The sequence below is a fragment of the Streptomyces sp. NBC_00104 genome (assembly GCF_045160825.1).
In the GTDB taxonomy this organism is placed as follows: Bacteria; Actinomycetota; Actinomycetes; order Streptomycetales; family Streptomycetaceae; genus Streptomyces.
Map to the genome: position 1 here is coordinate 8,398,360 of NZ_CP108215.1, position 12,610 is coordinate 8,410,969.

Below are 12,610 nucleotides of genomic sequence, written 5' to 3' on the forward strand. Positions count from 1 at the left end.
CGGCCGGTGCCGGGAAGACGGCGCCGCTCTTCACACGGGAGATCGGGGCCAAGCCGCCCACCCGGGTCGTGCTGGTCACCCGGCACGCCCGCCCGGCGGTGCTGCGCCGGGCGCAGCACCGCCGGCGTACGCGGCTTCGTGCCCAGGACCACCCCGGCCGCCCGGCCGACGGAGATCATCCGCGATGGCGCCGGCGGACGCCGTTACGTCGGCCCGGACATCGCCGCGTCCGCCCTCACCGAGGACGACTGCCCGCTCGGCGACCGCGAACCGCAGGCCCTGCGCGCCGCCCGCACCGACGCCTCGGTCGCCGAGATCGCCACCGAGGTCCACCTGGCACCGGGCACGGTCCCGCAACCGCCTCTCCGCGCGATGTCCAAGCTGAGCGCCCCCACGCGTCACGCGACGGCACACCCAGGGCCCCGGCCGGTGTGGCGGCTCAGTACACGTCCCGCACGTACCGCTTCTCCGTCGACAGCTGCTTCACATACGCGGCGGCCTCGCCCTCCGTCATCCCGCCGTGCGTGACCACGACGTCCCGCAGCGCCTGGTCGACGTCCTTCGCCATGCGGGAGGCGTCACCGCAGACGTAGAAGCGGGCGCCGTCCTGGAGCCAGTGCCACAGCTCGGGGCCGTGCTCGCGCATCCGGTCCTGGACGTAGACCTTGGCGCGCTGGTCACGGGAGAAGGCGGTGTCCAACCGGCTGAGCACGCCCGACTCCTGAAGATCCGTCAGCTCGTCCTCGTAGTAGAAGTCCGTCGCCCGGTGCTGCTCGCCGAAGAACAGCCAGTTGGGCGCCCGGTGGCCGAGGGCCCGCCGTTCCTGGAGGAAGCCGATGAAGGGGGCGACGCCGGTGCCGGGGCCGACCATGACCATGGGGGTCACCGGGTCGGTCGGCGGCCGGAAGTGCGGCGAGCGCTGGACGAAGACCGGCACTTCCAGATCGGCCTCGCCGTCCGCGAGGAAGGGCGAGCAGACCCCGCCGCGCGGGCGTCCGCGCAGGTTCTCGTACCGGACGACGGACACCGTCAGCGAGACGTGGTGCGGGTCGACGAGCGGGCTCGACGAGATGGAGTAAAGCCGGGGCTGGAGCCGCTTGAAGACGCCGGTCCACTCCTGCGCGGAGGCCCGCACGGCGAACTCGGTGACCACGTCGACGGCCTGCCGCCCCCATGACCACTGGGCCAGCCCGTCCTTGTTGTCCGGGCGCATCAGCTTCTTCAACTCACGGTTGTCCCGCGTCCGTTCGGAGACGAAGCGCAGCAGGTCCGAGGTGATCCGGGTGACGTCGAGATGCCGGTGCAGGGCCTCGGCGAAGGGCACCTCGCCAACACCGTTGACCTGCACGGGAGTCGAGCCGTCCAGGCCGGTCACCGCCAGCCATTCCGCCACCAGGCCGAGGGAGTTGACCGGTCGTACACCGAGCGCGTCGCCCGCCTCGTACGACAGCCCCGTCCCGCTGGTGTCGAAGGTGAACCGCCGCACCTCCTTGCCCGCCCCGGGCAGGCTGAGCAGCCGGTTGCCGACCAGTCGGGCGGCGGCGGGCGCGGGCTTGGCGGGACGGGCGACGGGCGCCGGGGCGGCGGTGGGACCGGCCTGCGGCTTCGTTTCCGGAGCCGTGGCCGCCGTGGCCGTGGCCGTGTCCGTTTCCGTCCCTGTGCCGAGTGCCGTGATGACCTGGCCGAGCCAGGCGTCCGCCGACGGCTCGTAGTCCGGCTCGCAGTCCGTACGCGGGGCCAGGCGCACCGCGCCCAGCTCGTCGAGCCGGGCGTCCAGTCGGCGGCCGTGCCCGCAGAAGTCGTCGTACGAGGAGTCCCCGAAGGCCAGTACGGCGTAACGCACGCCGTCCAGGCGGGGGGCCTCCTGGTGCGAGAGCGCGTCCCAGAAGCCGGAGCCGTTGTCGGGCGCGTCGCCGTCGCCGAAGGTGCTGGTGATCAGCAACAGGTCGGCCCCGCTCGGCAGTTGGTCGGGGATCGCCTCGTCCATGCCGACGAGCGTCGCCCGGTGACCGGCGGCCCCCAGATGCTCGGCCGCCGCCACCGCGAACTCCTCGGCGGTGCCCGTCTGCGAGGCCCACAGCACGACGATCTCGCGCCCGGCGGGCTCGACGACGGCGGGCGCCGTGCTCGGGGCCGCCGTCCGCGAGTACATCCCGGCGAGCACCCCGTTCACCCACACCGCGTGCTCGGGAACGAACGGCGCGTCGGCCGGCAGTACGGGCACTCCCTGCACACCGGAGCCGAGTCCGGCGAGGAAGCCGGTGAGGTACTGGCGCTCCTGGGCGGAGAGGACGGGCGGGGGAGAGGGTTCGAGACCGAACGGGTTGGCGCCGGGAGTGACCGCCGTCGGCACGGTCACCGTCGCCGGCACACGCGTCGCGGTGGGCTGGGTCTCCTCCGGCCCGGTCACCCGTACCGGCGCCGCCACCTTCGCCAGAGACACCGCGCACACCTTCAACTCCGGCTGGAACGACAGCGGATCCACCGCGTCGCTCGTCACCGCGTTGATGCTCAGGTACTCGCCGAACAGGTCGTTCCAGTGGAAGGGCGCGAACACGCACCCGGGCATCACCCGGTCCGACACCACCGCCGGGAGCACGGCACGCCCCCGCCGCGACGCGACCTCCACGGAGTCCCCGTCCTGGACGCCGAGTTCACGCGCGTCCCGCGGATGCACCTCCACGAACGGCCCGGGGTTCAGTTTGTTGAGCTTGGCGACCCGCCCCGTCTTCGTGAGCGTGTGCCACTGGTGCTGCAACCGTCCGGTGTTGAGCACGAACGGGTAGTCGTCGTCGGGCATCTCGGCGGCCGGCATGTGCGGCCGCGCGTGGAACACGGCCCGCCCACTGGCGGTGGGAAAGACGAGCCCCGTATCCGAGCCCGAGCCGGAGCTTGAACCCGAGCCCGAGCCCGAGCCCGAGCTTGAACTCGAACCCGACCCCGCACTCGCATCCGCATCCGAGCCCGAGCCCGAGCCTGCCTTCACGTACCGGATCGGATTCCGCGCCGGCCCGTCCTCCGAAGCCGCCGGCCACTGCACCGACTCCGCACGCAGCCGCTCGTACGTCACGCCCCGCAGGTCCCACCCGGTCTTCGGGTTCCACGCCTGCTTGATCTCCTCGAAGACCTGCTCGGCGCTGTCGTACGAGAACCCCTTCTCGAACCCCATCCCGCGCGCCACGGCCGCGATGATCCGCCAGTCGGCCATCGCCTCGCCCGGCGGGTCGACGGCGGGGGCGGCGAGCGTCAGGGTGCGCTCGCTGTTGATGAGGACGCCCTCGGACTCGGTCCACAGGGCGCCGGGCAGGACGACATCGGCGTACGCGTTGGTCTCGGTGTCGGCGAACACGTCCTGGGTGACGACGAACTCGGCGGCTTCCAGTCCCTCGATCACGGTCTTCCGGTTGGCGACCGAGGCGACCGGGTTGGTGCAGATGATCCAGCAGGCCTTGATCTCCCCGTCGGCCATCTTCTGGAACATCTCGACGGTGCCCTTGCCGACCCCGTCCTTGCGCAGCGACTCCGGCGCCAGCCCCCACAGCTCCTCGACGAACGCCCGCTCCTCGTCCACGAGCACGGACCGCTGACCGGGCAGGCCCGGCCCCATGTAGCCCATCTCGCGCCCGCCCATGGCGTTGGGCTGGCCGGTGAGGGAGAACGGGCCGCTGCCCGGGCGGCAGATCGCGCCGGTCGCCAGATGCAGGTTGACGAGCGCGTTGGTGTTCCAGGTGCCGTGCGTGGACTGGTTGAGCCCCATGGTCCAGCAGCTCGTCCACTCGCCGGCCTCGCCGATGAGCCGCGCGGCCTCGCGGATGTCGTCCGCCGGGATGCCGGTGCTCGCGGCGACGGCCTCCGGCGTGTACTCGGCGAGGAAGTCGGGCATCGCCTCCCAGCCCTCGGTGTGGGCGGCGATGAAGTCGGGGTCGGTGTGCCCGTTCGCGTGCAGCTGCTGGAGAAGGCCGTTGAGCAGGGCCAGATCCGTACCCGGACGTATCTGCAGGAACAGATCGGCCTTCTCGGCCGTCGCCGTACGCCGGGGATCGACGACGATCAGCTTCGCGCCCGCCTTGACCCGGTCCATCATGCGCAGGAACAGGATGGGGTGGCAGTCCGCCATGTTCGAGCCGATGACGAGGAAGACGTCCGCCTTGTCGAGGTCCTCGTACGAGCCGGGCGGTCCGTCGGCGCCCAGCGACAGCTTGTAGCCCGTGCCGGCGCTCGCCATGCACAGCCGGGAGTTCGACTCGATCTGGTTGGTGCGGATGAAGCCCTTGGCCAGCTTGTTCGCGAGGTACTGCGCTTCGAGGCTCATCTGGCCGGAGACGTAGAAGGCGAACGCGTCGGGTCCGTGCTCGTCGATGATCGCGCGCAGCCGCCGGGCCGTCTCGGCGATCGCGTCGGAGACGGGCGCGGGGACGGGCTCGTCGCCCCGGTCGTCCCGGACGAGGGCCGTGGTGAGGCGGCCGGGCGCGGCCAGCATGTCGGCCGTGGTCGCGCCCTTGGTGCAGAGGCGGCCGAAGTTCGCCGGGTGGGACTTGTCGCCGGACGCCTTCAGGACCGTACGCCGGCCGTCGGGACCCATCCCGACGTCCAGGAGCATGCCGCAGCCGACACCGCAGTACGAGCACACGGTCCGCACCCGGGTCGTGGTGCTCGGCGGGCCCTGTGCGGCCACGGGCGGCCCCTCTCTGTCGGCGTCCGGGGTGTCCGGTCGGTCGTCCGGTCGGTCCACCGGTCGCTGTCTGGTACGGCGGCCGGTCGGCTTCCGCTCAGCCTCCGAGTCGCTGCCCGGCCGACTCGATCGTACGAATTGCCCGTTACGCCTATGTCACATGACCTGATCATGAGGCGTTACGCCCGCCACACACGCCCGTGCGAGGGGCTGTGAGGGCGGGTTCCGGCCGTTGGGCCGGACAGCGAGGTGTCGCGGTCCGTGTCGCTGTTGGGCCGAACGGGTGACCATGCGTAAGAATTGGCCGATGCAGTCATTCAGTGCGAGCCAGGGGGAAGGCCGGTGAACAGGGTGAACAGCCACGATGTCACCGACGAACAGTGGGAGGGGCTCGCCCAGGTAGTGCCGCTGCGGGGCCGGGACGCCTGGCCGTCGGCGGTCGGCCACCGGACCATACCGGAAGCCGAGACCGAGGCTAGGCGCCGCTTCGTGGTGCTGCGCGTCAACGTCTTCGCGGACGCCCGTGACGTGGCGGAGACGCTGATGGCGGGCGTTCCGGTGCTGCTGGACCTGTCGGGCGCGGAGTCCGACACCGCCAAGCGGGTGCTCGATTTCAGCACGGGGGTGGTTTTCGGCCTCGCCAGCGGAATGCACCGGGTCGACCGGAACGTGTTCCTTCTCACGCCGCGGGGAACCGAGGTGCGGGGGCTGATGGAAGGTGCCGGGATCCCCGGGGTGTGACGCCCGGGGCGGGGCGCCCGGGGCGGGGCGCCTCCGTCCGCTGCGGGGCGCACCTGCCCGCGGGGCCAGTTTCTTCTGCCGCGGGGGCGTTTCCGGTCGCCGTTGTGCGTTGTCGGTCGCCCGGTCGCCCGGTCGCCCGGTCGCCCGTCGCCGTCCCGTTCCCGCTCGGCCCGGGGGCGTTCGACCGCCGGGTGGCACGTGCGACCTGGGGCGCCTGCGCGCGACCGACCGGGCCCGACTCCTGGCTCGCCCTGGCGCGGTCCTGACCGGCAGGGCGCGTTCCGTGGCCGTTCCGGTGCTTCCGGTGGGGTCCTGGTCGGGGTTCCGGCGCGGCCCTGACCGGCCCCACGCACTCCTGACCGGCCCCGGGCGCTCCCGGTGGTTCCGGCGCTTCCGGTGCGGTCGTGACGCGGTTTCGGCGCGCTTGCGACTGGCTCCGCGTGCTCCCGGCGTTTCCGGTGGGGTCCTGCTCTTGGTTCTGGTGCGCTCCTGACCGGCCCCGGGCGCTCCCGGTGGTTCCGGCGCTCCCGGCGCGGTCCTGACTCGGTTCCGGTGCGCTTGCGACCGGCCCGGCGCGCTCCCGACGGGCCCCGCGCGCTCCCGACCGGCCCCCGCGCTCCCGGCCGTTCCGGCGCTCCCGTGCGGCCCGACCCCGTGCCGGCGCGCTCCCGACAGGCCCGGCGCGCTCCTGCCCGGTTGGGGCGCCCTCGCTCGGTGCGGGGCGCCCGGGAGCAGGCCGGGGCGCTCCCTCGATCGTAGGAAGATCCACTGGGCGGAACGGTTTGCCCGAGGAATGGGCCCCTACTGTCCGCATATGACCGTGTCATCCCTGTCGCCGATGCTGCCCGGCGCGGACGCCGGGGCGCGTCCGGAGCGGCCGAACGTCACCGAACTCAGGCTCTCCGCCTTCGCCGGGCACCGGGGCGCCTTCCTCCCGCTGGGGCCGCTCACCCTCCTCTCGGGACGCAGCGGCAGCGGCAAGACCACCGCGCTGCGGGCCTACGAGGCGCTGGCCGGACTCGGCGGTGGCGCCCACCTCGACGAGGCCTTCCCCGACCCTCAGGGCTGCGTCCCCGAACGGGCACGCCCCGACGCCCAGCGGCGGCGCGGCTTCCGCATCGGCTGCACGGCCGACGGCCCCGAAGGGCCCGTGCACCTCGATGTCGCGGTACAGGCCGAGCCGGAACTCCGCATCGTGGGCGAGCGGTTGACGGCCGGCGGGCTGACCCTGCTGCAGACGGCGCTCGTCGACCCGAGCCGCCCCGTCGTCCAGGCCGCCTGGCACACGGCCGGCACCTCCCCGGTCACCCGCGGGCCCCTGCCCGACGACCGCCTCGGCACCGCGCTGCTCCCGCTCCGCGTGGCCGGCAAGACGGACGGTCAGCGCCAGGTCCTCGCCGCCGCCGAGCAGATGGTGGTCGCACTCCGCTCGGTCTACGCCTGCGACCCGCGCCCCGGCCGTATGCGCGCCGCGGTCCCGCTCGGCACCGGACGGCTGCTCCGGGGCTGCGACAACCTCGCCGACGTGCTGTGGCGTACGCGGACGGAGTGCGGCCGACGGCACGCGCTGCTCGTCGGTGCCGTGCGCGACGGCTGTGCGGGGCCGGTCCTCGATCTGCTGGCCGAGCCGTTGCGGGACGGCGCGGTACGGGCGGTGCTGGACCGGGGCGACGGGGTACGGACGGCCCTGGGCCTGCTGGGGGACGGGGAGTTGAGGTACCTCGCGCTGGCCCTGGTGCTGTTCACCGGTCCCGGGGTCCTGGAGGTGGACCCGGTCGCGGAGGTGCCGGCGGCGCTCCAGACCCTCACGGTCCTCGCCGACGGCTTCGACAGGGCCCTCGACCCGAGGCAGGCCCTGGAGTTGGTGCGGCTGGCGGCCCGCATGTGCGAGCGCGGGCACATCCGGCTGGTCGGCGCGGTCAGCGACGCCTCCTGGGCCGCCGGGGTGCCGGGGGTGACGGTGGTAGACCTGAACCGTGAAAGATCCTGAACCCGGGCGCGGGCTCGACGTGGCGACCCTGCAGCGGCGGCTCGCCGAGTTCGCCGCCGCCCGCGACTGGCAGCAGTACCACACGCCCAAGAACCTGGTCTCCGCGCTGAGCGTCGAGGCGTCCGAACTCGTCGAGATCTTCCAGTGGTTGACGCCGGAGCAGTCCGCGCGCGTGATGTCGGACCCGGAGACCGCCCACCGCGTCACGGACGAGGTCGCCGACGTGCTCGCCTATCTGCTCCAGCTCTGCGAGGTGCTGGGGATCGACCCACTGTCAGCCCTGGATGCGAAGATCGACCGCAACGAACGGAGATTTCCGGCGCCGGAGGAGCCTTGACGACGCTCGACACTGAGCACGCCCCTCCGATTGTCACTCTTCGTAGTTGAGAAGTTGTCCACAGCCGACTTGTTATCCACAGATTTCAGGCTTCCTCTGGCTTTCTGTCTCAGCGGCCCTCACTGTGGGTAATGAACAGGCAGGAGTTCGGGCGGACGTGTGAGAGCGCGTCGGGGAAGTCGGGGGCAGCGCATGGATGCGGTGCGGCTCATCTTGGCGAGCAGGCGTGCTCTGGCGGGCAGCGTCGAGGGACCTCAGATCATGGCGGAGGCGTGGCAGTCCTATGCCCTGGCCCAGGCGATCGGCAGCCGCCTCGCGGTCTCGGGACCTCCCGAACTGCGCGGTGAGGCGCTGGGGTTGACCGAGCTGGCCGGCAGCGGCTGCGGCATACTCGGCGCCCCGCCACTCGGTGTGGGTGATTTACGGGCCGCCCAGCTCACCGAGTTGGGCGACGCCCACGATTCGCTGCTGCGGCTCGGGGGCCTGCTGGGGGAGGTCGGTATCGCGCTGGTGGGTATGGCGAGCGGAGCCGACGACGAGGCGACCTACTGGCAGTGCATGGAAGCGATCGACGCGGCGGACGAGGCCCGCGACCGCGTCCTGGAAATGCTGCGGCGCCTGGCGGTGAGAGACCAGGTCCTGGCGGAGAGGGATGCGGCGGCGGGGTGAGTTGGTCGCGCACTTCCCCGCACCCCTGAAACCCGGGCGGGACCCTGCTTGTCAGGGGCGCGGGGAACTGCGCGACCAGCCCCCACCCACCCGCAGCCGAACAACCCACCGGGGGACATGGCGAACGCCCGGCCGGTAGAGCGGACCGGGCGTCGAACTTCGCGGCTCCGGGAAGGTCAGGCTGTGCCGCTCTCCTCCGCGGCAGCGGTACGCGGCACCGACAGATCCGCGTCGAGCTGGGACAGGTCCGCGTTCAGGGCAGCCATCAGCTCCTCCATCTGCTGGAGCAGACCCTTCGGCTGCGCAGGCACGGCGGCCTGCTCCGGCACGGCTTCCTGGGACATGTGACGGCCTCCTCGGCCCTCGCCCCCCGAGGGGGCACGTGTGCGGGCGCCCCGGCAGCGGCCGCCGGCGACGGGTGCCGGGCGGTCCGGCTCCTCCCGAGCAACGATCACCGTTCCCGCCGGTCACTGGCCCGAGCCCGCCCCGTGCGCGGATCGACGGATTTTCACCCGGCCGTGGGCCCATGTCACCCGTGGGACCGGTGCCGTTGACCGGGAGGCGAGCGGGCAGGATGGAGTCATGGATCTTCGCATCTTCACCGAGCCCCAGCAGGGGGCGACCTACGACACCCTCCTCAGCGTCGCCAAGGCCACCGAGGACCTCGGCTTCGACGCCTTCTTCCGCTCCGACCACTACCTCCGCATGGGCTCGACGGACGGACTGCCCGGCCCCACCGACGCCTGGATCACCCTGGCCGGACTCGCCCGCGAGACCAAGCGCATCCGGCTCGGCACCCTGATGACCGCCGGCACCTTCCGGCTGCCCGGCGTGCTCGCCATCCAGGTCGCGCAGATCGACCAGATGTCCGGCGGCCGTGTCGAACTCGGCCTGGGTGCGGGCTGGTTCGAGGAGGAGCACAAGGCGTACGGGATCCCGTTCCCCAAGGAGAAGTTCGGCCGTCTGGAGGAGCAGCTGGCCATCGTCACCGGCCTGTGGGCCACCGAGGTCGGCAAGACGTTCTCGTACGAGGGCACCCACTACCAGCTGACCGACTCGCCCGCGCTGCCCAAGCCCGCGCAGGCGAAGGTGCCGGTCCTCGTGGGCGGTCACGGCGCGACCCGTACCCCGCGGCTCGCCGCGCGGTACGCCGACGAGTTCAACATGCCGTTCGCCTCGATCGAGGACAGCGAGCGTCAGTTCGGCCGGGTCCGCAAGGCCGCCGAGGAGGCCGGCCGCAAGGCAGACGACCTCGTGTACTCGAACGCCCTGGTCGCCTGCGTCGGCAAGGACGACGCCGAGGTCGCCCGCCGCGCCGCCGCGATCGGCCGTGAGGTCGACGAGCTCAAGGCCAACGGCCTCGCCGGCTCCCCGGCCGAGGTCGTCGACAAGATCGCCCGCTACCAGGGCATCGGCTCCCAGCGCGTCTACCTCCAGATCCTCGACCTCGACGACCTGGACCACCTGGAACTGATCTCCACCCAGGTGCAGTCCCAGCTGTCGTAGCGAGGGCGCACGTCGCGGCGGACCCGCCCCCCCCCGCGCCCTTCGAGGGGCGCGGGGGTGCGCGGGCGGCCGCGAGTGACCACGGACGAACCGCTTGCCGACGGCGGCGGCCATGGTCCTGTGGCGCCGCCCGCCTCGTGGGCCGTCACCGCCGGCCCGCCCTGGTATCGCTCCGCAATCGCTCCGCAAGATCCAAAGCGTCCCTTGTTGTGCAAAACGTTTTGGAAATCTACGTTGTGCCGCATGAGCGACAGAACGTCCCCCTCCGCATCCCGCCACCGCCTCCTGGTGCGCGGCTGTGACGTGCTGCGTGTCCCGGTCGTGGGCGAGTGCGACGTGCTGCCCGCGCGGGACATCGTGGTGGAGGACGGCGTCATCGCGGACGTGCGGCCGACGCGGGCGGACGGGCCGGAGGAGCGCGGCGCGGAGGTGGTGGACGGGCGGGGGCTGCTGGCCCTGCCCGGACTGGTCAACGCGCACACGCACAGCCCCATGGTGCTGATGCGGGGAGCCGCCGAGGACGTGACGGTCGAGGGCTGGTTCAACGACCGGGTGTGGCCGATGGAGTCCAACCTGACCGCCGAGGACGTGCGGGTCGGGGCGCGGCTGGCCTGCGCGGAGATGATCCGGTCGGGGGTCACCACCTTCGCGGACCACTACTTCTTCCCCGAGTCGATCGCCGAGGCGGTCGCCGAGACGGGGCTGCGGGCGGACATCGCGCCCACCTACTTCAGCAGCGGTGGCGAGCGGGCACTGGACGCCGGCGTCGCCTTCGCCGAGGAGTGGCACGGCCGGGCCGGCGGCCGGGTGACCGTCTCGCTCGGGCCGCACGCGCCGTACACCGTGGACGACGACGACCTGCGGACCCTGGCCGACCACGCCCGACGGCTCGGCGTGCGGATGCACATCCACGCCGCCGAGCACCTGGAGCAGACGGAGTCGAGCCTTCAGCGGCGCGGGATCACCCCGATCCGGGTGCTGCACGACACCGGGGTCCTGGACGCGGGCGCCCTCGTCGCGCACGGCTGCGGGATCGTCGAGCAGGACCTGCCGCTGCTGGGCGAGTACGCCGGCACGGCCGCCGTGGCCTGCTGTCCCAAGGTGTACCTCAAGCACGCCCTGACCCCGCTGACCCCGGTCCGCGGGCTGCTCGCCGCCGGGGTCACCGTGGCCGTCGGCACGGACGGGGCGGCCGGGCACAACACGCTGGACGTGTGGGAGGCGCTGCGGCTGGTCGCGCTCACCCAGAAGCAGGCGGTGCGGGACGCGACCTGGATGACCGTCTCGGACACGCTGCGGCTGGCCGTGCGGGGCGGGGCACGGGCCCTGGGGCTCCAGGACCGGATCGGGGCGCTGGAGCCGGGCATGCGCGCCGACATCGTCCTGACCGACCTGTCCGGGCCGCACTGCCGTCCGCTGCACGACCCGCGCGCCGCACTCGTCTACAGCGCCCGCGCCAGTGACGTACGCACGGTCGTCGTCGACGGGCGGGTCCTGATGCGCGACGGCCGGCTGCTCACCGTGGACGAGCCCGCCCTGCTCGCCGAGGCCGACGCACGGGTCGCGCGGATCCTCGACATCTCCCACGGAAGAGCGGTGCAGCACTATGACCCGTGACCTGCACGAAGCCGGCGTCACCCACGACAGACCGGCGGTCCGCCGGGCCGCCTCCATCAAGGACGTGGCCGCGGCGGCCGGGGTCAGCCCGACCACCGTCTCCCATGTGCTGAGCGGCAACCGGCCCGTCAACGAGGACACCGCCGCCCGCGTGCGGAGCGTCGTCAACCGGCTGGGATACGTCCCCGCGTCGCTGGCCCGCAGCCTCCAGGCCGGGTCCACCTCCGTGATCGGGCTGCTGATCCCGGACATCAGCAACACCTTCTTCGCCGAGCTGGCCAAGGGCGCCGAGGACGCCGCCCACGACCTCGGCTACGGGCTGATCCTGTGCAACACCGAGTTCGACGCCGACCGCGAGGACCGCTATCTCGGCATGATCCGCAGCCGGTTCATCGACGGCATGGTGTACGCCTCCGGGTCCCCGCCCTCCCGGCGGCGGCTGGAGGCGCTCATGGGCAAGTTCCCGATCGCCCTCGCCGACGAGGAGGTCGAGGGGCTCGGCGGCGCGCTCATCGCCAGCGCCGACCACGAGGCGGGCGGCCGGCTGGTCGGCGAGCATCTGCGGGCGCTCGGCCACCGCAGGGCCCTGATGCTCACCGGCCCCCGCGACCTGAGGAGCGGCGCGGCCCGCGCGCACGGCTTCCGCCAGGCCTTCCACGGCGATGTCGCCGAGCGGGTGGGCGACTTCAAGGAGGAGTCCGGGTACCGGCTGATCGCCGAACTGCTCGACGAGGGCGGCTTCGAGGACCGTACGGCCGTGTTCGCGGCCAACGACCTGATGGCGTTCGGCGCGCTCGCCGCGCTCCGGGAGGCCGGGCTCTCGGTGCCGGACGACGTCTCCGTCGTCGGTTTCGACGACATCCGGGCCTCCTCGCTGATCAACCCGCCCCTGACCACCGTCCACCAGCCCGCCTACGACGTCGGCCGTACCGCCACCGCGCAACTCCTCCAGTACGTCTCCCGGGGCGAGGTCCCGCCCGCGTCCCGGCACACCCTGCCCGTCGAACTGAAGGTACGCGGGAGCACGGCCCCGCCCGCCTCCCGCTGACCCGCACCTCCCCCCTCCGTCACGGACGCC

Annotated in this window: 9 protein-coding genes; 7 read left to right on the forward strand and 2 right to left on the reverse strand. The window is 72.7% G+C overall.

Annotation, left to right across the window (positions count from 1 at the left end; genetic code table 11):
- Positions 1 to 439: 439 nt before the first annotated feature.
- Positions 440 to 4,675, reverse strand: a complete 4,236-nt coding sequence (locus tag OG272_RS36895) for a molybdopterin-dependent oxidoreductase (RefSeq protein ID WP_405895538.1) — start codon at positions 4,673 to 4,675, stop codon at positions 440 to 442.
- A 348-nt stretch (positions 4,676 to 5,023) separates the two neighbouring features.
- Between OG272_RS36895 and OG272_RS36900 the strand changes: the two genes are divergently transcribed.
- The 4 genes from OG272_RS36900 to OG272_RS36915 all read left to right on the forward strand — a co-directional run bounded on the left by OG272_RS36900 (position 5,024) and on the right by OG272_RS36915 (position 8,409).
- Positions 5,024 to 5,413 carry a cell division protein SepF gene (locus OG272_RS36900; RefSeq protein WP_326585580.1) on the forward strand — a complete coding sequence of 130 codons (390 nt, stop codon included), beginning with the start codon at positions 5,024 to 5,026 and terminating at the stop codon, positions 5,411 to 5,413.
- Positions 5,414 to 6,227: 814 nt separating this feature from the next.
- Positions 6,228 to 7,403 (forward strand): ATP-binding protein, encoded by a 1,176-nt coding sequence (locus OG272_RS36905; protein WP_327727435.1) that lies wholly within the window; start codon positions 6,228 to 6,230, stop codon positions 7,401 to 7,403.
- Positions 7,390 to 7,740 (forward strand): nucleotide pyrophosphohydrolase, encoded by a 351-nt coding sequence (locus OG272_RS36910; protein ID WP_327727434.1) that lies wholly within the window; start codon positions 7,390 to 7,392, stop codon positions 7,738 to 7,740. The genes OG272_RS36905 and OG272_RS36910 overlap by 14 nt, the downstream gene beginning before the upstream one ends.
- A gap of 192 nt (positions 7,741 to 7,932) precedes the next feature.
- Positions 7,933 to 8,409, forward strand: a complete 477-nt coding sequence (locus OG272_RS36915; protein ID WP_326575966.1) for a DUF6099 family protein — start codon at positions 7,933 to 7,935, stop codon at positions 8,407 to 8,409.
- A gap of 176 nt (positions 8,410 to 8,585) precedes the next feature.
- Here OG272_RS36915 and OG272_RS36920 read toward each other — a convergent pair whose 3' ends face one another.
- The gene (locus tag OG272_RS36920; RefSeq protein WP_327727433.1) at positions 8,586 to 8,753 is read right to left on the reverse strand and encodes a hypothetical protein; all 168 of its coding nucleotides are present in this window, start codon (positions 8,751 to 8,753) and stop codon (positions 8,586 to 8,588) included.
- A 238-nt stretch (positions 8,754 to 8,991) separates the two neighbouring features.
- Between OG272_RS36920 and OG272_RS36925 the strand changes: the two genes are divergently transcribed.
- The 3 genes from OG272_RS36925 to OG272_RS36935 all read left to right on the forward strand — a co-directional run bounded on the left by OG272_RS36925 (position 8,992) and on the right by OG272_RS36935 (position 12,580).
- A complete protein-coding gene (locus OG272_RS36925; RefSeq protein ID WP_326575962.1) occupies positions 8,992 to 9,915 on the forward strand; it encodes an LLM class F420-dependent oxidoreductase in 924 nt (307 codons plus the stop codon).
- 243 nt (positions 9,916 to 10,158) lie between these two features.
- A complete protein-coding gene (locus OG272_RS36930; protein WP_326575960.1) occupies positions 10,159 to 11,532 on the forward strand; it encodes an amidohydrolase in 1,374 nt (457 codons plus the stop codon).
- Positions 11,522 to 12,580: a LacI family DNA-binding transcriptional regulator gene (locus OG272_RS36935; protein ID WP_326575958.1), complete on the forward strand. Its 1,059-nt coding sequence runs from the start codon at positions 11,522 to 11,524 to the stop codon at positions 12,578 to 12,580. The genes OG272_RS36930 and OG272_RS36935 overlap by 11 nt, the downstream gene beginning before the upstream one ends.
- Positions 12,581 to 12,610: the final 30 nt, after the last annotated feature.

Coding starts and splice junctions, on each gene's coding strand:
- OG272_RS36905 (WP_327727435.1), top strand. CDS start 6,228: ATGACCGTGTCATCCCTGTCGCCGATGCTGCCCGGCGCGGACGCCGGG.
- OG272_RS36915 (WP_326575966.1), top strand. CDS start 7,933: ATGGATGCGGTGCGGCTCATCTTGGCGAGCAGGCGTGCTCTGGCGGGC.
- OG272_RS36920 (WP_327727433.1), bottom strand. CDS start 8,753: ATGTCCCAGGAAGCCGTGCCGGAGCAGGCCGCCGTGCCTGCGCAGCCG.
- OG272_RS36925 (WP_326575962.1), top strand. CDS start 8,992: ATGGATCTTCGCATCTTCACCGAGCCCCAGCAGGGGGCGACCTACGAC.
- OG272_RS36930 (WP_326575960.1), top strand. CDS start 10,159: ATGAGCGACAGAACGTCCCCCTCCGCATCCCGCCACCGCCTCCTGGTG.
- OG272_RS36935 (WP_326575958.1), top strand. CDS start 11,522: ATGACCCGTGACCTGCACGAAGCCGGCGTCACCCACGACAGACCGGCG.